The organism is Ancylomarina salipaludis (assembly GCF_004122035.1).
In the GTDB taxonomy this organism is placed as follows: domain Bacteria; phylum Bacteroidota; class Bacteroidia; order Bacteroidales; family Marinifilaceae; genus Ancylomarina; species Ancylomarina salipaludis.
In genome coordinates this window covers 1-26,145 of record NZ_SAXA01000005.1, presented here as the reverse complement: position 1 = coordinate 26,145, position 26,145 = coordinate 1, and the positions used below count along the sequence as shown (strand labels likewise).

Annotated in this window: 19 protein-coding genes, 1 tRNA gene and 1 riboswitch; of the genes, 8 read left to right on the top strand and 12 right to left on the bottom strand. The window is 36.5% G+C overall.

Annotated features, from left to right (window positions below; genetic code table 11):
• Window positions 1–74: 74 nt before the first annotated feature.
• Complete coding sequence (locus tag EO244_RS06740; protein ID WP_206734507.1) at window positions 75–1,364, bottom strand: cysteate synthase; 1,290 nt, start codon at window positions 1,362–1,364, stop codon at window positions 75–77.
• A gap of 269 nt (window positions 1,365–1,633) precedes the next feature.
• On the opposite strand from EO244_RS06740, the gene EO244_RS06735 reads away from it, so the two are divergent.
• Window positions 1,634–3,076, top strand: a complete 1,443-nt coding sequence (locus tag EO244_RS06735) for a TlpA family protein disulfide reductase (RefSeq protein WP_129253896.1) — start codon at window positions 1,634–1,636, stop codon at window positions 3,074–3,076.
• Between the two features lie 85 nt (window positions 3,077–3,161).
• Window positions 3,162–3,509, top strand: coding sequence for a DUF6122 family protein (locus EO244_RS06730; protein WP_129253895.1), 348 nt, complete (start codon window positions 3,162–3,164; stop codon window positions 3,507–3,509).
• 131 nt (window positions 3,510–3,640) lie between these two features.
• On the opposite strand, the gene EO244_RS06725 is transcribed toward EO244_RS06730, so the two are convergent.
• The 11 genes from EO244_RS06725 to EO244_RS06675 all read right to left on the bottom strand — a co-directional run bounded on the left by EO244_RS06725 (window position 3,641) and on the right by EO244_RS06675 (window position 21,107).
• Window positions 3,641–4,165, bottom strand: a complete 525-nt coding sequence (locus EO244_RS06725; RefSeq protein ID WP_129253894.1) for an SRPBCC family protein — start codon at window positions 4,163–4,165, stop codon at window positions 3,641–3,643.
• 5 nt (window positions 4,166–4,170) lie between these two features.
• Window positions 4,171–5,301, bottom strand: a complete 1,131-nt coding sequence (locus EO244_RS06720) for a TlpA disulfide reductase family protein (protein WP_129253893.1) — start codon at window positions 5,299–5,301, stop codon at window positions 4,171–4,173.
• 152 nt (window positions 5,302–5,453) lie between these two features.
• Window positions 5,454–6,710 carry a thioredoxin family protein gene (locus EO244_RS06715; RefSeq protein ID WP_129253892.1) on the bottom strand — a complete coding sequence of 419 codons (1,257 nt, stop codon included), beginning with the start codon at window positions 6,708–6,710 and terminating at the stop codon, window positions 5,454–5,456.
• Window positions 6,711–6,942: 232 nt separating this feature from the next.
• Window positions 6,943–8,082: a thioredoxin family protein gene (locus EO244_RS06710; protein ID WP_164977431.1), complete on the bottom strand. Its 1,140-nt coding sequence runs from the start codon at window positions 8,080–8,082 to the stop codon at window positions 6,943–6,945.
• A gap of 132 nt (window positions 8,083–8,214) precedes the next feature.
• Window positions 8,215–9,663: a RagB/SusD family nutrient uptake outer membrane protein gene (locus tag EO244_RS06705; RefSeq protein ID WP_129253890.1), complete on the bottom strand. Its 1,449-nt coding sequence runs from the start codon at window positions 9,661–9,663 to the stop codon at window positions 8,215–8,217.
• 66 nt (window positions 9,664–9,729) lie between these two features.
• Entirely contained in the window at window positions 9,730–12,867 is a 3,138-nt protein-coding gene (locus EO244_RS06700) for a SusC/RagA family TonB-linked outer membrane protein (RefSeq protein ID WP_129253889.1), read from the bottom strand.
• 103 nt (window positions 12,868–12,970) lie between these two features.
• Window positions 12,971–14,413 carry a Kelch repeat-containing protein gene (locus EO244_RS06695; RefSeq protein ID WP_129253888.1) on the bottom strand — a complete coding sequence of 481 codons (1,443 nt, stop codon included), beginning with the start codon at window positions 14,411–14,413 and terminating at the stop codon, window positions 12,971–12,973.
• 323 nt (window positions 14,414–14,736) lie between these two features.
• Window positions 14,737–18,183 (bottom strand): SusC/RagA family TonB-linked outer membrane protein, encoded by a 3,447-nt coding sequence (locus tag EO244_RS06690; protein WP_129253887.1) that lies wholly within the window; start codon window positions 18,181–18,183, stop codon window positions 14,737–14,739.
• Between the two features lie 106 nt (window positions 18,184–18,289).
• On the bottom strand, window positions 18,290–19,303 hold the full coding sequence (locus tag EO244_RS06685) for a FecR family protein (protein WP_129253886.1): 1,014 nt from the start codon (window positions 19,301–19,303) through the stop codon (window positions 18,290–18,292).
• Between the two features lie 139 nt (window positions 19,304–19,442).
• Entirely contained in the window at window positions 19,443–20,027 is a 585-nt protein-coding gene (locus EO244_RS06680) for an RNA polymerase sigma-70 factor (RefSeq protein ID WP_129253885.1), read from the bottom strand.
• 144 nt (window positions 20,028–20,171) lie between these two features.
• Window positions 20,172–21,107 carry a cation diffusion facilitator family transporter gene (locus EO244_RS06675; RefSeq protein WP_129253884.1) on the bottom strand — a complete coding sequence of 312 codons (936 nt, stop codon included), beginning with the start codon at window positions 21,105–21,107 and terminating at the stop codon, window positions 20,172–20,174.
• Between the two features lie 273 nt (window positions 21,108–21,380).
• Window positions 21,381–21,512, top strand: a riboswitch (molybdenum cofactor riboswitch).
• Between the two features lie 97 nt (window positions 21,513–21,609).
• On the opposite strand from EO244_RS06675, the gene EO244_RS06670 reads away from it, so the two are divergent.
• The 6 genes from EO244_RS06670 (at window position 21,610) to EO244_RS06645 (ending at window position 25,899) form a co-directional block, all read left to right on the top strand.
• Window positions 21,610–22,155 (top strand): hypothetical protein, encoded by a 546-nt coding sequence (locus EO244_RS06670; RefSeq protein WP_129253883.1) that lies wholly within the window; start codon window positions 21,610–21,612, stop codon window positions 22,153–22,155.
• Between the two features lie 4 nt (window positions 22,156–22,159).
• Entirely contained in the window at window positions 22,160–23,335 is a 1,176-nt protein-coding gene (locus EO244_RS06665; protein WP_164977430.1) for a molybdopterin molybdotransferase MoeA, read from the top strand.
• A complete protein-coding gene (locus tag EO244_RS06660; RefSeq protein ID WP_129254079.1) occupies window positions 23,319–24,119 on the top strand; it encodes a GTP 3',8-cyclase MoaA in 801 nt (266 codons plus the stop codon). The genes EO244_RS06665 and EO244_RS06660 overlap by 17 nt, the downstream gene beginning before the upstream one ends.
• Window positions 24,120–24,242: 123 nt before the next feature.
• Window positions 24,243–24,701: a cyclic pyranopterin monophosphate synthase MoaC gene (gene moaC / locus EO244_RS06655; RefSeq protein ID WP_129253881.1), complete on the top strand. Its 459-nt coding sequence runs from the start codon at window positions 24,243–24,245 to the stop codon at window positions 24,699–24,701.
• Between the two features lie 38 nt (window positions 24,702–24,739).
• A complete protein-coding gene (locus tag EO244_RS06650; RefSeq protein WP_129253880.1) occupies window positions 24,740–25,675 on the top strand; it encodes an MOSC domain-containing protein in 936 nt (311 codons plus the stop codon).
• Window positions 25,676–25,814: 139 nt separating this feature from the next.
• A tRNA-Ser gene (locus EO244_RS06645) sits at window positions 25,815–25,899 on the top strand.
• Window positions 25,900–26,145: the final 246 nt, after the last annotated feature.

Genomic DNA, 26,145 nt, shown 5'->3' with positions numbered 1-26,145 from the left:
AAATCTTTGATTCGCGGCTTTATCCTTTATCCTTTATCCTTTATCCTTTATCCTTTATCCTTTATCCTTCAAGACTAGAATAACTTTTCCAGCACTTCTCTTACAGTTTCCATATCTGGATCGATATCAAAAACATGTGAAGGCTTAAGATAAATCACTTCTTTTTCTCTCTTGATTCGCTCTTCACCACCTCCTGTGATATTTAGCATGATGCAGGCATCTTTATCAAGCTTGCCTTCCTGAGCTTGTTTGACCAAGGTAGCAACTGCAACAGCAGCTGCGGGATGAATATCGTTTCCTTCAGTTTCCAGAAATAGTTTGGCTGCTTCAAGCGCTTCCTCATTGCTGGCAACGAGAACATCACCTCCGGCATCTTTCATCGCATCGAACAAACCTCCGGCAATTGGGTATGGCGGTTTACGATTCGACAATACTTTTGCATCAATCTCTTCAACCTGCTTCCGTGCCAACTCATCCTCCAATGGCAACATGGCGCGAGAATCTGCTTTCCAGGCATCGTGTATAGGAAGAAATGGTGCATTCTGAGAAACCATCAACTTCATCTTGTTCTGACCATAACGACCATCTTCAATAAAACGAAGATTCGCTTCCCAGGCAGCAATAGCACCCGTTCCACTTCCTACAGCCTGAAAGTAATAATCAGGAATCTGACCAATCTCACTAACCGCTGAAAGAACCGTCGTTCCCATACCATCGCGACGAGCGACATTCTTAGCTCCACCTTCGGCCACGAAGCCATCCAAAGCACAAGCCAAATTCGACAGATGTATGGCATCAAAATAATCACTTCCCGATTTGGTTGCAATCAAACGCACATTATCTTTAATTGGCTCATCGAACCAAAGTGCCGACAGGTTATCCTCTGGTACTGAAAGTAGCAAAGGAATATTATTATCAGAACAAACACGAGCAAAAGCTCTGGCCGTATTACCAGCAGAAGCTACAACCAAAACCTGATCGGTTGAATTCAATCGACCACTTACCGCATATGCCTCAGTCTCTTTAAATGAACAGGTACGAAAATTAGCCCCTTTCTCTGGCCAATACCCACTAAACGTGATATACAAATTATTTAAGCCTAAATACTTTGCTAAACCTTCACTCTTGTAAGTTGCAGGCGCTGAAGAACCTTCCAGGGTTTTACGAATTGGCAACCAATCAGAAAACTTATAAATCCCTAAAGAATTATCCTTTACTTCCAATTGTTTATTTTCGTAGATCGCTCGAATTAATGACGGATCACTTTCGCCCGGAGCATCCAAGGTCCAACCTTCATCTTCAAATCGTTTACCTGTTTTTACGGATTCCAGTTTATATTGAGTCGCTTGAAATTCTTTTGTCATGCTTAATAATGTTTTATTTTTTTTGAGACCCTAAAAATAGCAATTGATTATTAGATATCAATCAAGTCTCTCCATAATCTATTAACTGAAAGTTATACGCTGGAAAATCACAACATAATTTTCCCCTTCAAAACCACAAAGCCGATGCAAATTACGGTATTTATGATTCAATTAACAATTATTGACGTTTCAATTCATAAGATCGGCTATTTTAATTCCAATATTTCGTAATTTTCAGCTTTAAATTTTTCACCTATCATATAATACACATGAAATTACTTTACAGATCTTTCATGCTGCTTTCTGCAGTTTTTTTTGGAAGTTTTAGCGCTCATGCTCAAAACTTAAAAATTGATATCAAACTTGAGAATGTTAGTGATAGCTCTGCTTACCTTGCCCACTATCTAGATGGGCGAATTTTTGCCGATGATACCACCCAACTTGTCAATGGTGTTGGCTTGTTTCAAAAGGATAGTCTACTGGATCAAGGCATCTACGTGGTTTATTTGCCCTCACAAAAATACTTCGATCTCTTGATTGGCAATGATCAGGAATTCTCAATCAAATCGAACTCAGAAGATTTTGTCAATATGCTTACCATAAAAGGATCAGAGGAAAGTGAGGCTTTCGCTGACTTTCAGAAATTTATGAAAGAAAAAACTGAAAACAGCCGAAAACTACAGGCGGAATATAAAGACAAACTTAAAGATGAAAAAGCCAAGGCTGAATACCGGGCACTTTTTGAAAAAGCCGATAAAGAAGTGAAAGCCTACATCAAAACCTTAAATGAAAAATTCCCTAAACCCAGCTTTGTATCCGAGTTTGCCAACTTTACGCTTTCACCTGAAGCTCCGGATTTCAGCGACTCGATTGCTTCCGATGTTCCTGACAGAGAAAAAGAAATAAAACTCAGAAATTACCTTTGGACCAAAAATCATTATTTATCAAATCTGAATCCTGCTGACGATAGATACCTGCGCACCCCTTTGCTAAAAGATAAACTGAAGTTTTTCTTCGAAAACATACTCATTCAACAACGCGATTCTATTGTAAAAGAATCTGTCAAGTTGATTGAACAAGCCCGACCAAACAAAAAATGTTTCCAGTATTACACGCAGTATGCGCTTAATTATGCCATTAAATCAAAAATAATGGGTGTCGATGCTGCTTTTGTCGATTTGGCCAGACGTTACTATTTGAGTGGACAAGCCACCTGGGCCGACTCAACGCTGATGGCTAATATAAAGGAGCGAGTGATTAAGCTTCAATACAATTTACTTGATATGAAGGCCCAGGACTTGGCTCTTGAAACCATTGACGGCGAATTTGTGAGGCTTCATGAAATTGATGCCAACTACACCATTCTGTATTTCTTTGAAACCGACTGTGGACACTGTAAAAAAGTAACTCCTCACCTAATACCTGAAATACTTGAACCATATAAAGACTTAGGCATCAAAATAATGGCGATTTACACACAGCAAGATAAAGAAGCCTGGCAAAAATACATTGAGGATAACGTACTCTATGACTTTGTGAATTGCTACGATCCCAACTATCAAAGCAATTTTAGAATCTTTTACGATGTGTATTCAACGCCAACCATTTACCTTTTAGATAAAAATAAAAAGATCATTGCTAAACGATTGGATTTAGAAAATCTAAAGGGCTTCCTCGATCATGAACGAAAAGTGAAAGCCGAAAAATCATAAACAAGTTTAAATTATGACACTTAAGCTATCCTACTGGGGTAGCTTTTTTACTTCGCTCTTAATTATAAAAAACAAATCCATCCGAATGAATACGACAGAACTGCTGTATAGCCTGCAAATGATTGTGCATTACAGCTTACATCTTTTATTTCCTGGAGCTGTAGCCTGGTTCTTTTTTCGGGACCAATGGAAAAAGGCTTGGCTGATAATGCTTGCAAGCATGCTGGTTGATTTGGATCATTTATTAGCCACGCCTATATTCGAAGCAGGACGATGCAGTATTGGTTTCCATCCCCTGCACTCCTATCATGCCATTGCAGCTTATTTTATTATGGTTTTCTTTCCAAAATCACGAATTATAGCCATTGGCTTGTTACTTCATATGTCCACCGATTTTCAGGATTGTTTGTGGATAAAATTTCTAATCCAATAGAGTTAGAACCCAGTACTCAAAAGAAAAGATAATACATACTCAATATCAACTCACGCAAGGGTAAAGTAATAACAAAAAAAGGTGAGAACTTCATCGCTGAACTCTCACCTTTTATTTTTAATTAATCAAACTTACTGAGCTTCCATGTAAGCTTTTAATCCATTGAGTGTTTGAGTAAACTCAGATCCCAACTGCCTAATCAACTTACCTTCTGATTGTCCTTCTTTCACATTTAAGTAGCCTCTATATGACACCTTACATTTATTAGGTCCCTGTGCAGTAACATAAATATGAACTGCCACATATTCAGCTGGCATATACTCATCGAAAGGAATGAAACAAATGTGCTTGTTATCCGGGTCAAAAATCAAAACGGTTTCTAATCGATCTGATCCATCAACCATTTTCATTTCTCTAACGGCATCCCGACCTTGTCCGTCTGCTGAAGATGATTTTACTATTGCAGGCGCATATTCTTCTACTTTCTCAAGCGATGCAATCAACTTCCACACTTCATTAGCCGGAGCCTTTATCGTTACTATTCTTTTCACTTTAGGCGGTAACATTTTAGCAGGTTTCATTTGTGAAAAAGCACTGGCTGAAATTCCAACCAACAGTAAAACAATCAAGCAAAACTTTGATATTGTATTCTTCATCTTTCTTATTTAAAAATTGATTCCAACTTCTCTGTTAAAGACTTTCCTCGCAATTGTTTACCAACAATCTTCCCTTCTTTATCCAAAAGAATAATATAAGGAATACCGCTAAACTGATATTCTTTCATGATATCTTTTCCTGCACCTGGTGCTTGAATTTGTGGCCAAGGCATATTTTCCTGACGCATTGCTTTTTTCCAGGCATTCTTGCTCTTGTCAATAGACACACTCAGAATATTAACACCTTTATCTTTATAATGCTCGTAAGTTTCTTTCAAATGAGGAATTTCATTACGGCATGGGCCGCACCACGATGCCCAAAAGTCTACAATCAGATAGTTACCTCTGAAATCCTTAAGATTAATCATTTTTCCATCTACATCAGGGAATTCAAAAATTGGCGCTTCTTTTCCAATCGCTAATCTTTCTTTTTGAGCAATTGCTTCATCTCTGGCATTTTTGTAATCAATTAAAGGCTGGTAATTCGGATTCTTTGCCTCCAAAGTTTTAATAATTTTCTCAACCAAAGGTTTATCACTTTCTTTTCTTAAAGAACTCAATACCGAGATAATTGAATTACGATCAGCGTAATGTTCTGCGATATAACGGGTTCTGGCATCAAGATCGTCATAACAAGCATTATAACCTTTACCGGCAACTTCTTTCCACTTTTCACAATCTGACAATGAAGCCTCATACATAACCTTTCCGGCAGCAATCATACTTTGGTAATTACGATAGTAATTATAAGATAACAAATTCATTACCTCATTACTTTTACCACCATCAATATAAACATAAGGCGGATTTTTAATCTTCATTTTAGCCGTATCCTGGCCCCTGAAATCAACTTTTAAATCTTCATCTTCAGCCCAAAATTGAACCGACTGCCACTTCTGACAATCCAAGGTGTAAACACCTGGCTTATCCACCTTCATCTCAAACTTATAAGTCCCATCAGGATTCACTGCTACAGAATCGACTATGGTTTTATCAAAACCATTTCGCTTAATAATATTCATTTTAAACCGATTATCAGGAAATTTCACTTTTCCATGAATCGTAATGGTATCTTTAACTGGTGCCTGGCACGAGCAAAGAATTAATGCTAAAAATGCAACAAGTAAATTTTTCATTTTTTAATATTTTAGTCCCAATAAACATTGGGTTGTGATTGCTATTCTTATATTGATTCTGCCAAACCAAAATAGATGCAATCAGTTAGAATTATATATCGTTAAATTGTATGCTGTAGTACTAATATTTATGGAACCTCAGCCATTTCTTATTATTTCTTTGCTGGTTTCATTCCCCCCATTCTAATCATTGGCACAGAAATAATCTTTGTTCCAGCTTTCTCTGCTTCTAAATCTGCTTTTTTAGACGCGGATTGTGTTGCCTTAGCTTCTTCAACATTACCAACCAACTCTAAAAGGTTAGCTTTGGTTGCCAAATAACCCGATTTGTGCTCAGGACGAGTTTCATTTCTGGCTGCATAATCAGCCCAGCGAAGTGCTTTTAGCAATAAATCTTTGTCTTTTGATACTTTAGCAATGGTCGAAGCTGCAGAATCGAAATATCTGAATTTGTCTGCATTTTCTCTCACTAAAGAAAAATCAAGAGCTGCATCAATAGTGTAAGCATATTTGTCCCAATCATTCAAACGGGAATATTCATTCTTTAAAGCTATAGCAATCAACTCAGAAGCCTTATCGTAATTTGAGTTTTGAAGATCAGTAATCAAAGCATCAAAGCCTTTTTTGTCATATACACGGCCTTTCCCAGGATAGAAGTATGAATATTCTTCAATCTTCTTATTATAAGTTTTATAAATCTTGGCATCCACTTCCTCAGCGCCGAGCACTTCAGCTAACTTAGCTCTATTCTTTACAAGAAAACGAAACTCGTCGGTTGCCGGATTCTTCATGAAATACTTCACAATATTCCAGTTTTCCTTTTTCAACAAATCCTCTTTTTTCAGACTTGAAATATAAACATCAGCCTTTTCTGCTTCTTCCTTTCCCAGGTTAGCCATACGCAGCGATCGTAAATAAGAAAACATAAACTCGCCATCGCGTTTCCCCGCTTCGTACTCTTTTTGCAAAGCAGCAAAATTTTTGTCATCCGATTGCGCTTCTTTTATATAAGCGATAAACTCATCAGCACTATAAGCTCCGACAACACGATGAATAACTTCACCTTTTGCATTAATTACCAGAAAAGTAGGATAAGCATTAATTTTCCAACCTGGCTTTAGAGCAGGCCCCTCTCCTTTTTCCATATCGAGCTTATAGTTCACAAAATTGGCATTGAAATAATCAGCAACATGATCCTGTGTAAACACATCCTTGGCCATCATCTTACATGGTCCGCACCAAGAAGTATAGCAGTCAACAAAAATCAATTTATTGCTCTTCTTAGCCTTTTTTAAAACCTTGTCCCATTTTGCATGTTCAAACTCAACAGAACGATTCTGTGCCATTGAAGCTGTAGAAATAAAAAGCCCCGAAAGAGCCAATACAATCACTGTTAGTAAATTTTTCATGTTATTATTTTAAATAAGTATTCTATTGCCGAGACAAAACAGCCTGCCAGCTGCCAAAGCCATAAAGTAGATCGTCCGATAATAATTAATAGATTATAATCCTTTTAGTTACGACGAGATATGCGTCACTCATCCGAAGCAAATTTCACGTCATCAGTTTAAAGACCCCGACATTTTACTTTATCCCTAAAAAGAAAATGTTAAATATTGTAATAATTACAAATTCTGCCTTTTACTTCAGCAATTCAGCTTTCAGCTTCAGAAAAGTATTTTTAAATCCAGCATCTAAATTTTCAGTAGCCAGCCCCATATCGCACCACTTGGCGGCCTCAGCACGAAGCTCCTTATCATCAGCAGCCCGGTTTACAGGTAAGGCATAATTGTATAAGGACATGACACTTTTATCAATTAAGCCCGATTTTAAGTACTTCGAAACAGTACTCACAAAAGTCTTCCAATCGTTCAGGCTTCTGGCAGTAGAAATCTCAGAATAAGCCAAAATCATAGCTTTATCCTTAATATTGAACTTTTCAAGATCAGCTTCGAATTGTGATTTTCTTTCCAGATTTAAATGAAAATCTCCTGATTCTGTTTTATCACATAGTTGGTTCCCTTGACGCAAGAATGTGTAATAAATCTTATCACCTACTTCTTTTTCGCCAAACAAGTTTTCAAATTTCTCTTGATTATTCAATAAGTATTGAAAAGCTTTATTATCTGTATTGTTGATATACTTTTTTACCAGATCCCAGTTTTCCCGGCTTAGTAACTTATCAGAAGTCAAGTCATCAAAATATTTTCCGATAACCATCTTCAGTTTTACATTTTCACCTGCAGATTCAAGCACCTTCAAGTAATTGACCAGAAACTTGTAATCAGAAACGCCTTCTTTTTCATAAATTTCGTTGTAATCAGAAAGATTCATCTCACCTTTTAAAGCTTTATTAGCAAATTTCAGGAAGTCAGATTTGGGCATGGAACCAACAGCCTTATGAACAATCTTTTCGTTAGCATCAATAAAAATCAAAGTTGGATAGGCAGTAACCCGCAGTTTTGATTTCAGACTTAAACCTGGTTCTTTCTCCATATCAAATTTCACATTAACGAAATTCTGGTTGAAGAAAGTTCCAACTTCTGTGTCTGTAAAAACATTCTTTGCCATCATTTTACAGGGACCACACCAGCTTGTATAAGCATCGATAAAAATGAGTTTGTTTTCATTTTTAGCTTTCTTAATAATCTCCTGCCAAGAGCTATGCTCAAATTTAATCCCGGCATGATCTTTACTATCTGATTGCAGTTGAGCGTATGATTCCTGACAAAAAAACAGACAGAAAGACAAACAAACAAGTATTGTTTTAATTTTATTCATTAGTAAAAATTTAGGAATAGAATTCATCTGACAGCCGGAGAAACTTGATGATAGAAGTTTCTCCTGATATCATAAATGATTGTATTCTATTAAATTGAAAAGAACCAGTCAAATAAATGACTGAATTGAGATTTACAAGTAGCCCGGATTCTGAACCAAGCTCCCTTTTGTAATATCGATTTCTCGCTTGGGAATTGGTAATACATAACGACCAGCAGGCACATCCTCGTATACACCATCACCATTTTTAAACTGAAGCTTTCTCCCGGTACGGATAATATCGTAACGATGTAATCCTTCAAAAGCCAGTTCTTTCTCGCGCTCAAGCATAATACGATCAATTAAATCCTCAGTTGTAGCAAAATCAGAAAGATTGTAATCAACAAAAGCAGCATCAGCACGACTGGCAATAGCATTCAACAAATCAAGCGCTTCCTGCACTTTACCATCAGTTCTGGCCAAAGCTTCAGCACGTGTCAAATACATTTCGGACAAGCGAATCATAGGAATATTATCACGTCCATCTTTATTATTAAACTTACTGGTTGTAAGTTTGCCGGAATTGTATATTGATAAAGGATTCCCTTCCCAGATCAAATCTGTTATTCTTTGATCAGTACCGGAAAATTTTCCTATATAATCATCGGATACATAACCAACCGATTTTGAATAATAAGGATAATAATGTGTACCAAACTGATGATCTCCCCCATTGAAAGTTAAAGGGATTGCATAAATAAACTCTTCATCTAAATCTACATCAACCCCACTGCTAATTGGAAATACAGAACGAAGATCAGGTGCTAATCTATAAGTAGAGTTATTAACAAAAAATGCAGATTCTTCCGCTGCTTTTTGAAAATTCCCCATGTATAAATACACTCTTGAAAGTAATGCATGTACACTTCCCTTCGTTGCGCGAGCTCTGGTTTCTAAATCATCATCGTATTCAACCCTCAAATCGGGTAAAGCCTCAGATAAATCCTTTATAATTTGTGTGTAGACCTCATCATTTGTAGAACGCTTCAATGCATTATTTGAAACAAATTCTGTTCCCGCATAGGGAGCAAGTTGTAAGGGTAAACATAAGCCATCCATTTTTCCTTTCAAAGCTCCATCCCCGTACAAACGCAGCATAACTAAGTAATTGTAAGCTCTTAAGAATTTAGCTTCAGCCACATGCTGCTTTTCAAGATCCTCATTATAGGTTCCCAACTCAGGAACTGATTTGATGATGACATTAGCTACATTTATTGCCGAATAGGTCTTAGACCATATTTCTTCAGCCGTATAATCATCTGTTAATAAATTACCTGACACCAAGGCCATACTGTATGTGCTCGTCACCTCAATAAGTCTTGTTGTCACATCTCCTATGGTATAAGCAGTTTGCTTATTCGCCTCATAGGTTTTATTGTAAACATCCATTAAGGCTGATTCGGCGGAAGCTGCAGTCTGAAAAACTTCAGATTCAACAGTTGTATCCTCAGGAGCAAGATCAAGTTGTTTATCACAAGCTGTTAAGCTACCAACAATAGCTAACAGAACAAGACCGTATATATTAATTATTCTATTTTTCATTTTTTTGAAATTAGTATCATGACACTATGCTTTGCATCAGGAATAATTACAATAAACTCTCTTATATTATCTTAAACCAATCTTAAGCCCAATCTGTATGGCCTTTTGCTGAGGTATGGTCAATTCATCATTTCCTGCATAAGCAGCTGATGAGCCAAAGGCACTCACCTCAGGATCAGGACCAGAATAATTCGTCCAGGTTAGTAAATTTGATCCTTTCGCATAAAGTACCAAACTTTCTAATCCCAGTTTACGAATTCTATCCGGATTAAAGCGATAAGATAATGAAACATTTTTCAAACGCACAAAAGACCCATCTTCCAGAAAACGGTCAGTCTCCCTACTAACAGTGTAATCTGTACCTCCTCCAATTTTTCCAGGAGTAGACAGATTATACTTTTTCGGAATCTCAGTTTTATGTCCTGCAATTATCCACTCATCCAAAATTTCAGTACTCAGATTCCTGTTTTTATTATCCGTATACGTTAAAAGTTCGGCACGAGTTCCATTCATTATTTTTCCACCATAGGAAAAACTCAACAGCGTACTCAATTCAAGATTCTTATACGTAAATATATTTGTAAATCCACCTGTAAATTCTGGCATTCTATCGCCCATTACAAATTTATTATCGTACGCTTCTTTATTATTTATAGATGCTGGAGGTGTGGTCGAAATGCTCCCATCTGAATACCTCCATAAAGGATTACCCGTAAGAGGATCAACACTATGCCAATCGTACAAAAACCATGCTGTTGCCGATTCTCCAACCTGATAATAGGCATAGCCAATTTCTGATCCACCTGCAACATATCCCTTCAGGTTAAGTTTTGTTACCTTATTGGTATTCCTTGCAAAATTTAAATTCGAAGTCCACTTAAATTCTTTATCGATATTTACACTGGTCAATGATATCTCTATCCCCTTATTTTCCATATCAACCAGATTTTGTATTTGAGAAGAATAGCCTGAATATAAGGGTACACTTGAACCAATTAACATGTCGATACTTTTCTTATTATAATAATCAAACGTTAAAGAAAACCTCGATTCAAATAACGATACGTCTAATCCTATGTCAACGGTATGCGTTTTTTCCCATTTCAGGTCAGGATTACTGGCTTGCTGCACTTCAAGAATATTAGTATTACCGTACTGTTTAGCGTAGTCTCTAGCCACATATTGACCTTGATTGCCGTAATAGCCACCTGAACCGGAGATACCTGAAAATCCTAAACTCGCACGAAATTTCAGATCATCAACCCAAAGGTATGGTTCCATAAATTGTTCCTCTGAAATTCGCCAACCAGCCGAAAATGAGGGAAAACCAACATATCTTTCGTTTTTATTAAATCGAGAAGAACCATCTACACGATAGGTTACTCCTGCCATATATTTGTCTTTCCAACGGTAGTTCATTCTACCAAAAAACGAGACCATAGCCCATTCTCTTAAAACGGCACCATCAACTCGAGAATCGTTAGCCGAACCAATACTTAAGACATCGTTCGTTGGAAAATCTGTAGCTGCAATCCGAACATAGTCTTCCTTTGAAGTTTCGAAGCTTTGACCTATAACACCCGTGAATACATGCTCGCCAAATTCTTTATAAATTGATGCTGTGTTATTAATAACAAGCTTTAAATTATTAATATTTGTTTGACTTGCACTTCCTTGAATAATCTCAACCTCTTTACCCGAATCGATCCCTTTGTATTCCTTATTGCGATTGTAAGCTTTTGAAGACATTAAATCAATTCCAAGTTCAGTTTTAAAAGTTAACCACGACAAAACTTTGTATTCAGCATATAAGTTACCTATAACACGTTTATCCTTAACGAAGTTAATATCCTCCTTAGCTTTAGCAATTGGATTAAATCTATCGCGATCGCTCTGTACAAAAACGTAATCTCCATTATCATCTTTAATTCTTGTGTCAGGAGCAGCAAGTAATGAATTTCGATAGACACTACCTGAGTTCAACGAGTTATTATCGGTATAAGACAAACTTATATTATTTCCAAAACGAAATTTCTCGCTTGATTTATACTCATAATTAATTCGGGCGGTATAACGTTTAAAATCATTATTAATCACATACGAATCCTGGTCCAGATAATTTAGAGATAAGAAATAGGTACTTTTATCTGTTCCCGCAGAAACTGTTGCCGAAATATTATTGGTTACTGCCGTACGTGTTGCAGCATCGAACCAATCCGTATTATACCCCTTTGTAAATGGATAAACACCACTGGTATTTGCCCCTAAAAAACTATTATAAAAATCAACATATTGATCTCCATTCAAAACATCAGGAACATCAATAGGACTGGCAACAGATGTTGAAATATTAAGATCAACTTTGGGTAATCCTTTTTTTCCCTTTTTAGTCGTAATTAAAATAACACCAGCAGCACCTCTTGATCCATAAATCGCTGTTGCGTAAGCATCTTTTAATACCTCGATGGATTCAATATCATCCATATTCAAACTCGCCAAAGGGTTTCTTTCAAATTCTGATGTTGCCCCAATAGAGCCTGATGTTGTATTTCCACCCATTGCGACCATTGGAACACCTCCTGACTGAAAAGAAGTAGAAGCCCCGGCACCAACTCCATATACAGGCACCCCATCAATAATATAAAGCGGATTATTATCAGCAGAAAGCGATGTAATTCCTCGAATAGTTATCGCTGTAGCACTGCCAGGAGTTCCACTTGCAGAATTAACCTGCACGCCAGCAATTTGACCTGAAAGCGCATTATCAACACTTAATGCAACTTGATCGATCTGTTCAATATTAACAGATGATACCGCACCTGTTAAGTCGCGTCTTTCCTGTACACCATAACCAATTACGGCTATTTCTTTTAGTGATACATTATCGGGACTCAAGATCAAATCGAAATGTGTTTTTATTCCAACTTTTATTTCTTTTGAGATATAACCTATTGATGAGATCAATAGAATATCCCCCTGATTAGCCATGATAGTAAAATTACCATCAAAGTCAGCTGCGACTCCATTTGTTGTTCCTTTTACGATAATCGTGGCTCCCACAACAGGATGGTTATCTTCCGAGCATTTAAGTGTACCCGTTATTTTAACCTTCTTTAATTCCTGAACCTTCACGTTTTGAGCTCGGACACTCAAAGTTGAGACAATCAGAAAAACAGAAAATATAACACAAATTACTTTATTCATTATATTAGATTTTACTACATATTATTTGAAAACAAATGATGAACCTCTATAGAAGTTTATATTGGGAGCCTACCTGCCAGTAGTCTCCCAATCGGAATTCAAATTAATTTAATGTGCCTTTCCATGAGTCTGTCAGTATTTTAGCTGTACCATCAGCTTCAGCACCCATTCCACCGAAAATATGAACCACATTTCCATCTTTGGCAAATGCATGACCTGCACGTCCTGCAAAACCTTCAGGCAATGCACCTTCGGTAACCTTTGTCCAGTTTAAACCTGCATCTTCTGAAACCCAGGTTGCATTCGATGGTACTGCAATTTCAGTGCTTTCATCCATCTCACCTGTAGCAACATTACCACCTATTAAATAGAATCTGTCGTTATACACATAGCAAATATGACCGGCACAGGCATCAAATGGCTTTTCCACAGCTAATTTTGTCCAGTTAATGCCATCAGCTGACTTATATACATCATTAAAATATTGATTCGGATATCCTGTACGTCCACCAATTAGGTATAGTTCATCCTTATATACAATCAACTGACTTTGAGCTCTTGCAACAAAGTCTGCTCCAAAATCGGCTTCAAGATTAATCCAGGTAGCTCCCCCATCAGTTGATTTCCAAACATCCGCGATCGCACCTTGAGGAGCACCATAAGCTACTGAAAAACCACCAACCACATATAAATCACCATTCATATTGGCAACGGTTGGTTCAGTTCTTATTGAAAAGGAATTAACTTCAGGTGCTGCCCCCCAACCTTCGTAATCGGTTTGTGTAGTTGTAATCTTCTCCCAAGTAGCCCCGTCAGTTGAAGCCCATACTTTATTATTACCAGAACCATCACCAGTTCCGCCACCAAAATAATCTGAATATGACAAACCTCCCAGTAGTAATTGCTTATCGCCATGTTTCACAGTCGCAGATCCAACTGCAATACCATAATCCTGGAAAAGAGTTGAAGTCACCTCGGTAAACGCGACACCATCAACTGAAGAATAAATTCCTGCTTCGTGGTCACCATAAACCGATGCACCTTTAAGACTACCGATAACATAATACTTACCTCCTAATTCGAAAGCAGTTACCTGAGTGTATAATGGGAATCCAGCGTTTGGAGATAAATTTGTCCAGGCTGATAATTCTGTAGCAACATTGACTCTTACGGTATAATTGATAGTGTTATCACCATTTTCTGCAACAACAGAAAAAACGATATCACTGGTAAAATCCATGGCTATTGAACCACTTACCTGAGGAATACCATTGATATTTACTTGAGCCAAAGGTGCAGCACTAAATACGGGTGTTAATGCAGAAGCGTCAAATCCGTATGGCAAAGCAATTTGATTGGTAATAACATTATCGCCCCCAATGGTAAACTCATAATTCTCAAGGGCTTCATCAGCAAATCCAAAGCTTAAAAATCCTGTTAAATCACTCAATTTTTTCTCATCGTCGCTACAAGAAGTGAACACACTACTCAATAAGATGGCCATAAGTGGTAAAGCCATTTTCCATGAAATTCTTAAATTTTTCATAAACTTTAATTTTAGGTTTTAATTGGGTTTATTATTCGGATTCTATCGTTCAAAATTCGATTTCTATGACTGACTTAGACTCTTGTTTTATCAATCTTTTCATCACATTTTCACTTCTAACAATCCATTTTCTGTTTAACTTAACTCACATAACACCTTAAAAACATAGAAAAAGCCTATCCCGATTACCAGCTGTGAAGCTGATATTATGTAATCTTTGATATGTTTCTTAAGATTTTTTCCGGTGCGGTTATCTTATCCTGCCAGACTCAATAACCTTTCATTTACTACATATATTATTTATTTTTACTTGACAAGTTTGTTTATAAGTTAATTCTTAAGCCCAAGCTAAAAGACTTTGACTGCGGCATGGTTACTTCATCGTAACCTGAGAGTAACGAAGATGAACCAAAAGCGCTCACTTCGGGGTCCACTCCTGAATAGTTTGTAATTGTAAATAAATTAGTTGCCTGAGCGTAAAATTTAACGCCTTCAAGTTTCATTTTTTTTACAATCGATTTAGGTAAATAATAAGCCAACACAAGACTTTTAAGACGAATAAATGAGGCATCCTCATAAAAACGCGAGCTTGTTCGACTGGTGGTATAATTGTTTGTACTAGTTATTGATTGATTCAACAAGGATGGTTGATTCGTCATAGCTCCCTCATTTTTCCAATAATTTAAAACATCCGGTGATAAATTATAGGCCTCACTTGTTGAATAAGTATGTAAAAGAGCTGCTGTTCCATTCATCATTTTTTTACCCGATACAAATATTAATGATGCATTTAATTCAAAACCTTTATATGACAGGCAGTTATTTATCCCACCTGTAAACGTTGGAATTCCTGAACCAAAAGCTTTTCTATCTGTATTATCCGACGGTGGTACTTCACTTAAAATCCCATTTTCATATTGCCATATCGGATTGCCGGTGGCAGGATTGACACCCTTCCAATCATAAAGGTAAAACTGAGCAGCTTCCTTTCCTTCCTTAAAATATTTATAAGCCTGATCAGCTCCCCATACCTCTTCTCCAATATAATTAATCGCAACCACTTCGTTTTTATTATAAGCTGAAGACAATAGCATACTCCATTTAAAATTCCGATCAATTAATTGACAATCCAGATTCATTTCAATTCCTGTATTCTTCATCTTCCCCACATTCACCCATTGTTGCTCGTACCCCGAAACAGCAGTAACATCAGTAAATAGAAGTAAATTATTGACCTCTTTAGAATAATAATCCAAACTTGTCTTAAGCTTCTCATTAAAAAAAGACAGATCAAGTCCAAAATCAAAATTCTTTGTTTTTTCCCATGAAATATCCAATTCGGCACCATTATCTTCAGATAATATAGGCGTACCTGCATAATTCAGATTATTGGGATGTGTTTGATATGTCCGCAAAGCACCATAGGTATAAGTCGATTGCTCCACACCCGAATAACCAAAACTTGAACGTAGCTTGAATAAGTTTAAAAGTGAATTTTCAACATCAGACTTTATGATCCAACCGAGTGAGAATGCAGGAAACATTTGATAACGGTTACTTTTTCTGAAACGAGACGAACCATCAATCCGATATGAGAGACCCGCGAATAACTTCTGCTTGTAATTATAAGTCAAACGACCAAACCATGAAGCCAGAGCAAACTTACGCCTATCCATTGCATAATTACTCAAATCAAGATTCCCACTAGTGTTTAAGCCCCATAAATCTTCAAAAAACACTTCTTCTTCTTTTTGTCTGGATTGCTCAAAACTCTGACCTAAAACAAATTTCATCGAATGATCTTCAAAAGAATGAGAGCCATTTATTGTATTGGTTACAATCCATTTACGAGAATAACCATTACTTTCGATTGAATTTTTTTTATCAGGGCTGAATCCATTTCTATAAGCCGAAATGGCATCAGTTTCAATCAAATTAATGCCAAAATCGAATCGATAAGACAACCAATTAGTCAATTCTAAATCGAAATAAACATTAGCTATAGTATAGGTATCATTCACTTCTCCTCTACCTGTTGTTGCCATGGCAAGCGGATTTTCATAATATGTTCCATACGGATTGCCCATATTCCCGAAACGATAATCCCCCTCTTCAGTATAAACGGGCACATTGGGCGCTTTCAGGATCGCATCGCGGTAAATTTTAGGTGCTAATAAAGCATTGTTCTTTTCTGAAGTAATTGCCAGATTTGCTCCAATCCGGACCCTTTCATGTACTCTTTGTTGGAAATTAAAGCGTCCCGTATATCTTTTATAGTCAGAATTGATAATGTAACTCTCCTGATTCAGTTGCGAAAAACTCATATAAAAGAAACCGTTATGTTTTTTGCTCTGAACAGCTAAACTCAATTTATTCCCAACAGCATTTCGAACGACCAAATCATACCAATTTGTATTAATCTGATTTGGAAACACAACTTCTTTATTTTTTAATTCGCTATAATAGTTACTATATAATCTGGCATACTCATTGGCATTCATTAATTCAGGTTTCCCAACCGGTTGTGACAGACTCGATTCATATAAAAAACTGGCACTTATCCCCTTTTTCTTCGGTTTTTTAGTTGTAATTAAAATTACTCCTGCAGCACCTCTGGACCCGTATATTGAAGTTGAATAGGCATCCTTGAGTACTGAAACAGATTCAATATCCTCAGGATTAACCATATTCAAGCCATTCTTTCTAAACTCACTTGTCTCCCTAATATCATCATAGACATAATTATTAAGCAATCCAAAGGCGGAACCGTCCTGCGACTTTACTGTTATTTGATTCAAATTCTCTTCGCTAGAAAAAAGAGGCACACCATCTACCACAATAAGGGGACTATTGGCATCAGGCTGAAGGGATGTCACACCTCGTATAGCTATTGTTGAAGCACTTCCCGGTGCTCCTGAACTTTTTTGAAACCACAACCCACTGGCACTTCCTGCCAGTATATCATCAAAATTATTTGGAACTTCACCACTAACCAAAGGAGATATTGAACTAACAGCACCTAGCAATTCTCGAGTTTCTTCTTCTCCATACCCAATAACATTGACCTCTTTCAGACTGATCATATTGGGTTTTAAACGAATGTCCTCTATAATATTTAAACCAACAACCGTTTCAAAACTAACAAAACCTATCGCTGTAACTAAAAGTGTATCACCAATATTGCATTTCAGATTGTAATACCCATCTTTATCACTAGCAGTCCCATAAACCTGATTTCTCACACGAATGGACGCCCCAACAATTGGTTGACTGTCATCATCACACAGGACACGCCCTAAAACAATCTTCTCTACCCTAAGTATATCAGACTTCTCAATCAGATTGGAAGATTTAATCAAAGTCATAGGTATACCTTCCCCCCTTTCTTTAATGATAATTTTATCCCGATAAATAATAAAATTTAAACCAATAGGTGTTAAAACGTAACTAAGCAACGACTCAATAGGCATGCTTTCTTGAGGAAGAGACTTAATTTTCAGATTTTGGAATTTCGCTGAATTATAGACAAAAGAAAAGTCAGATTGTGCTTCGAGTGTTTCAACAAAAACCTCTAAGCTCATACCAACACTCATGCCCTCCAAAGAAATAAGATTTGATTGTGAAAAGCTTACAGAAGTAGTAAATAGACATAAAAAAAATAAAATTGAGAACATACTCATTTTTAAACCATCCTGAATAACAGTGGCTTTACAAACAAAAACTGATTTGTTCGTATAGTATGAATATTTTTTCTTAATTTTGTAGCACATAATGTTTTTTTGAAGTAAATCCTTTTATTTCAACGACATTTACTTGACAAGTAAATTTACTACATGTTATTCAGATACCGAAAAGCTGCCACTTTTCGGTATTTTTTTATTTAAATTTTCCAACTCCTCCAATTAGAATTACATCATCTTCAATCTTGTATGAAAATTCATTGGTCATCTCAAGAATTTTGAAGATTTCATCAAGTCTTTCATTTTCGAATTTTGCTGTGATTTTTAAATCTTTAAGACTGCCATCCAAAAATTTAAGTTTCACACCATACATCCGGTATAATGATTTTGCCATCTCTGACAAACTCGTATTTTCAAAATATAATGCTTTTTTCATCCAGGCTACATCCATGGCATTATCCACATCGAGTTTAGCCATCGTATTTTTAGCCTTATTAATAATTCCCTTATTGCCTGGAATAAGTATTAATGATTTCGATTTTGATGCTTCAAAAGCAACCCGTCCGCTTATAACAGAAGTGGAAATCTGTTCATCCTCAGAATATGCTTTTATATTAAAAGATGTTCCTAAAACCTGAACATGACTGTCCTCCAGACCAATTACAAAAGGCTTGCTCTCATCTCTTGCAACATCAAAAAATGCTTCACCTTCAAGATAAAGTGTACGTTCATTGGCTTCAGAATCAATCTTATATTTCAAACGACTATCACCATTCAAATAAACAGTTGACCCATCGGTTAATAACTGTGTTTGTTGAACACCGGCCTCTGTTTCAACTAAATTGTATCCAATTAAATTTAAATGTGAAAAAGGATCCGTTATTTCATAATAGCTCAAAGCTCCCAATGAAATAAAACTCACAACAGAGGCTGCAACTTTCATCCAACTTATGGATTTCTTTCGATCAACATACTTATTAAAATCAACAACTTTAGTCTCTTGATTGATTTTATTTTTAATATCTGTAAAAACGCGTTTTTTATCTTTATCGTCAACTATCAGAAGCATCTCTTCCCATTGTTGACGCCTTAATTCAAAGTCCTGCTTATTCTCCAGCTTTTCCCTCAGCCAGTCATCAAGCAGACTTTTCTCCTCATTACTAGCACTATTGGCTAATACCTTGGTTATTATATGATGAATATCGTTCATTTTATTATTTCGAAATAATAGCTTTTAACCTTAAGACCCCAAGACCAATAAATATCCCTAAAAAAAATTGATCTTTTTTATAAAAATTTTCAAGATTAAAAACAAAATACTAAAAAAGAGAAGTGTGAGAGCTTTTGACCTATCGCTTCTTTATTGTGAAATCCCCCAAAGATTGACTAATGCGCTTAATTGCAATTCTCATTTGAGTATCCACAGTATTGACTGAAATATTTAATTCAGAAGCAACTTCTTTGTATTTAAGGCCATCGAAACGAATCATTTTAAAAATTGCTTTGCATTTTTTTGGCAAGTTTTCAATAGAATCGTTAAGTAATTCTTGTAGCTCATGCGCTTGCATTACTTCATCTGGAAGTGCAACCGGATCTGAAATATGATATGCCTGTTCATCCAAAGATTCGTTACTAAGTCTGGAATTATTTCTGATATAATTTAAAGATAAATTGCGAACAGAAATAAACAAGTAGCTTTCAAAATTTTTAATCTGATCCAATTCTAATCGCTTTTTCCATATCCGACAAAACACATCAGAAACAACCTCCTCAGCTAAGGGTTTATTTTTAAGATATTGAAAAGCCGTAGCATACATTTTTGAGTAGAACAGATCAAAAATTTGTTCAAACGCACGCTCATCATCTTTTGAGGAAAGTTGATGAATTAGATTCTTAATATGATTTTGGTCAACAGACAAACTAGGGTAAATCATTTAAATTTGGGCTCCGTAAAAGTGCAAAATAATGTTAATTTCTCTACACGAAATCAATATTTTTTTTGAACACAGATAACGTCATGCTCACACAAATGACATAATAATAGACAATAACAACTTTAAATCAGCAAACTAAAGATCCTATTTACTATCCTGATTAACCATGCTTTCATCCCCACAAGAACCATTGATTTCGGGCTGAAGCGTGACATGATTGATGTCAAATTTATCATTCAGAATATGCTCCACCTGATGAAGAATTTCATTGACCTTGCTTAAACTAATATCGTCTATAAAACTGATATGCGCCTCAAAATTGATTTGTCTATCATCCAGTTGCCAAACATGTACATGATGCATATTATTTACTTCAGGAATGTTCTGTAACTCTTTATTTATTTCTTCAAGATTTACCTGAGATGGAGCAAACTGCATCAGAATTCTAACACTCTCCTTTACTAGACCCCAACTTGAATAAACCAAATACAAGGCAATTCCAATTGATAAAACGGAATCCACCCAAGCAACACCCCACAGATACATCGCTAATCCGCCAAACACAACAGCTATTGACGAAATCATATCCGAAAGCAAATGCAAGTAGGCTGAACGCATATTCATATTATCCTTAGCTTCCTTTTGAACCAATAAAACACTCAAGCCGTTCAACACAATTGACAGACCTCCCAGAATCATAACCCAACCCGTCTGAATATCAACAGGATCAGAAAAACGAGAAATAGCCTCTTTTAATAAAAAGAACGCAATGACAATTAGAGAAACCGCATTGATTAAGGCAGCTAATATTTCTGCGCGCTTATAGCCATAGGTTTGCGAAGGTGTTTGATCCTTTTTGGAAAGCTTACCGGCAAACCAGGAAATAATGAGAGCCAATACATCACTGAAGTTATGCATGGCATCAGACATCAAGGCCAAACTTCCCGAAATAAAACCACCTGCAACTTGCGCCAAAGTGATTCCTATATTCAACAAAATAGCTATCCCTAGATTTCGTCCTTTTAAATCGCCATGGCTGTGCGAATGCCCATGATCGTGTTTATGAGTGTGTTTTTCCATATTATTTTGAACAATGTATTTTCTATAATTGAAGACAAAAAACTTTGTGTGCGAACAAAAAAAGCAAGACTGCTTAAAGATAAAAAGATTATTCTTATCGAAATTAATTACAAATAATAATTCATCTTAAATCTGAACAACCAGCGCAATAGATCACAACACACTCATACTAAGTATCATTGATAATATCCAGAATCCAAATCAATCTAAATACTTCACACACCACAACATATACACATTTCTAGATTCATTAATGTTTTATATCTTTACCCTTATCATGAAGACTCCGAGTTATTAATGGCTAAGCCTTTGGTACGTTTTAATAACCGATGGGTAAAGTAGGAAACTTAATTACCTCCCGCAGGACTAGATCCTAAATTGGAAAGGAGAGATATGTGATTTGGCTTCTGGGCTCTATACTGTAACAAACCGACCCCCAATATGCTAAATAACAGACAACTCCATCTAAGAATTAAAATAGAGTTTTCTTAAATTTAGCAGAATGGAAAATATTTACAAAAATATATTATTAATAGCAGGAACCGGGCAAAATGTGGGTAAAACGCTTTTTGCCTGCAAAACGATTACACACTTTGCCTCCAGGTTTCCCGTAGTAAGTATTAAAATATCACCCCATTTTCATTTTCTAAATCCGGATGCAGTAATCATAGATAAAACAGCTGACTATAGTATTAGCAAGGAAACAAATCCCAATGGTCATAAAGATAGTCAACGATTTCTTATTGCAGGATCAAAGGAAGTTTATTACATTCAGTGTCTGGACAATAAATTACATTTAGCCTTTAACAAACTTGTTCAACACCTTCCTGTTGACGCACCTATAATATGTGAATCAGGAGGATTGAGACAATTTATTAAACCAGGAATATTCTTAATAATCAATAAAAAAAACAATCATAACATAAAACCCAAAGCTATTAAAAACAAGGGTCTTGCCGATAAATGGATTGAATTTGATGATTCCGAATTTGATTTCAATCCGGAAAATCTTCAATTTTCTAATTCTGGCTGGACCATACAAACCTAACCCTATGATAACATTTAATGAAGCTTTAAAAACAGTAAAGCACGCAACTAAAAAGTTGGAAAAAGAACATATTGAACTATCAAAATGCTTGAACCGTGTATTAGCTGAAGATGTTGTGTCACCTATTTCCATTCCACCATTCAATAAATCTGCAATGGACGGCTTTGCTTGTCGTCAAGCTGATTTAAAAGAAACATTAGAAATTCTTGAAACCATTCCTGCGGGAACACATCCAACAAAAACGATTGGAAAGAATCAGTGTTCCAGAATTATGACCGGAGCAATGGTTCCTGAAGGTGCTGATTGTGTGGTTATGGTTGAAAAAAGTGAGATTGTAGATCCAAATCATGTTCGTTTTACAGAAACAAAAACGAAAACAAACATCTGCATAAAAGGGGAAGATATTCAGGAAAATGATGTGGTCCTAAAAAAAGGAACACGTATTAAAGCACAACACATATCCGTTTTAGCAGAGATTGGTTGTGCCAAACCTCTGGTTTACCAAAGAGTAAAAATCGGAATTATTGCAACAGGTAGCGAATTGGTTGAACCACATGAAACTCCAGGAGCAACGCAAATCAGAAATGTAAACTCCTGGCAATTACTGGCTCAACTCGAAAAGATTGGTATTACAGGAAACTATTATGGTATTGTTTCTGATTCAAAAGAAGCGACAAAAGAGATGATAGCCAAATGTATTGATGAAAATGATCTGCTAATTATCTCAGGAGGTGTTTCGGTTGGCGAATATGATTTCATACCACAAATATTAAAGGAATTGGAATTCAACATTTGGTTTCATACACTAAGCGTAAAACCTGGAAAGCATACTGTTTTTGCAACCCGTCAGGGAAAATATGTTTTTGCCATGCCAGGCAATCCGGTTTCCTCATTTGTTCAATTCGAACTTTTAGGAAAAGCACTTGTCTTCCGCCTGATGGGACACGATTATAACCCGGCTATTGTGCGTTTACCCATTTCATGTGACTACAAACGCAAGCGAACCGATCGTTTGGAGTTTATACCCGTTCGCTTAAATGCAAACAATCAGGTTATTCCGGTCAACTATAATGGTTCGGCTCATATTAATGCATTCACTCAGGCGGATGGCATAATGGCTATTCCCCGAGAAGTTGATGAGTATACAGAAGGAGAATTCGTACATGTTAGACAAATATAACAGAAATATAAGCTACCTCAGAATTTCAGTTACTGACCGATGCAATCTGCGTTGTACTTATTGCATGCCTGAAGAAGGCATCGATCTGATAGCACACGAAGAAATGCTCAGTTTTGAGCAAATTATCAACTTTGTAGAAGAAGCGGTTAAAACAGGTATTACTAAAATTCGTTTGACGGGTGGAGAACCTTTGGTTCGAAAAGGCATTATTGACTTGGTCAGGCTTATTGCTAATGTTCAGGGAGTAGAAGACTTAGCTCTCACTACTAATGGGATTTTACTTGAAAAATACGCAGAAGCATTGGCGCAGGCTGGCCTCAAAAGAGTCAATATTAGTTTGGATACACTTAATCCGGCCAAATACAGAGAAATAACCCGATGTGGCGATATAAATGATGTTTTTAAAGGAATAGATGCAGCAAAAAAAGCAGGCCTAACCCCTATAAAAATCAATTGTGTTCGCATGCCTGATAGTAGTGAAACAGAATTAATCACTCTGAAAGAATTTTGCCAAAGCAACGGGCTTGACTTACGTTTTATCAGACAAATGGACCTTGAATCCGGAGATTTTTCGATTGTTGAAGGTGGTGAAGGTGGCAATTGTAAAATATGCAACCGCATTCGATTAACTGCCAACGGCAAAGTAAAACCCTGTCTCTTTAATAATAATGAATTCGATATCAAAAAGCTGGGTGCTAAAGATGCCATAAAAAAAACAATTGAAAGCAAGCCTCAAGAAGGAAGTCAAAACAAAATTGGGAAATTTTATAACATTGGAGGATAATGTTGATACGCTGATTGGATAATGTGAGGATTAAGGATAGATGTTTATGCAAAAACAAACGCCCGCTCCTCCACCCCAAAAACAGAAAACTTTTTCACTCTTTCACACTTTTACAAATAAAACATGACCACTAATAAATTCAGCCATATTGATAAAGACGGCAAAGCCAATATGGTCGATATCGGACATAAAACTCAGCAAATCAGAGAGGCTAAAGCTTCGGGCAAAATCATCTTATCAGCAAAAACAATTGAACTGATTCGCGATAACAACATGAAGAAAGGTGATGTTTTGACCCTTGCCGAAATTGCTGGAATTCAAGCTGCCAAGCAAACAAGCAACCTCATCCCTCTCTGTCATACGCTGATGATTACAAAAGCTGAAGTAAAATGCCAATTAATAGATAGTGGCGTACAAGTCAACACCCGTGTGAAATGTATTGGACAAACCGGTGTGGAGATGGAAGCTCTTACTGCTGCAAGTGTGGCTCTACTAACCATATACGATATGTGTAAAGCTGTAGATAAAAACATGATTATGGAGAGCATAAAATTAGATGAGAAAACAAAACTAGACATTTAAAATCTTTTAATATCCCAGCACCAACAAATTCACTTGACATGACTAAAATAGATATACTCTCTGTTAATATTTCGGAACAAAAAGGGACAATCAAAAAGCCTGTAGATACTATAGAACTAGACAAGACAGGTGTTGCAAATGATGCTCATTCCGGAAACTGGCACCGACAAGTGAGTTTACTGGCTCAGGAAAGTATCGATAAATTTTCTGAACAAGCAAAACGTGAAATCGCTTTTGGCGAATTTGCTGAAAATATTACAACAAAGGGACTTATTCTGCACAAAACAGCTCCGCTTGACCGCTTCACAATGGGCGATATGCTTCTGGAAGTTACCCAAATCGGTAAAAAATGCCATGGTGATAATTGCAGTATATTTCGCGAAGTTGGGAATTGTGTGATGCCCAAAGAAGGTATTTTTTGTCGTGTACTGAAGGGTGGCGAATTAAAAGCAGGTGATCAGTTGGATTATCAACCCCGAATCATAAAAACACTCATCATTACACTTAGCGACAGAGCAAGTAGAGGTGAATATGTTGATAAAAGTGGTCCTCTTCTAAAAAAACTGGCTGAAGATTTTTTTAAATCAAAAAACCGCCATTATGAAATTGAAACCTTAATCATTCCTGACAACGAAGAACAATTAAAAACAATTCTCTTAAGAGCTCAGGCAGAAAATTACGACATCGTTTTTACGACAGGCGGAACCGGCATTGGACCTAAAGACATTACGCCTGATGTAGTTAAACCCCTATTAACCAAAGAGATTCCAGGAATAATGGAACTCATTCGTGTGAAGTACGGTATGGAAAAAGCCAATGCACTTATGAGCAGAGGGATAGCCGGAGTCATGAATAAAACATTGATTTACACACTCCCAGGCAACCCTAAGGCCGTAAATGAATATTGCAATGAAATATTCAAAACAATCGAACACTCACTATACATGCTGAATGAACTGGATTTACATGGCTAATTAATTTTTACAAATTCTTATTCTGATAATCAAAGCATTCAAACAAATATTGGCTACAAGTGCATTTTTTATTTGGTAGAAGCTCATTTTTGACTTACATTTGCACCCGTTATCACAAGAGATAACGCTTACAAATAATGGAGAGATGGCAGAGTGGTCGAATGCGGTAGTCTTGAAAACTATTGTGCGGCAACGTACCGGGGGTTCGAATCCCTCTCTCTCCGCTGATTGAAGCATCAAGGTTGAAAAAACTTTGATGCTTTTTTTATGTCCTAAATGTTTATGGATGAGAACCCATAGGGTTCGTAATATATTAATGAGCGAGACGCGAGCGAATAACCCCGGATCACTGGTAAAAGTTGGGTCTAATTCTATAATGATTCTAATTAGGCGAATATTTTTGTTAACCGAAATAAGAAGAAGTCAATATCTACGACACCTCTTAAAGATCTCCTGAAATCTTTAATTTT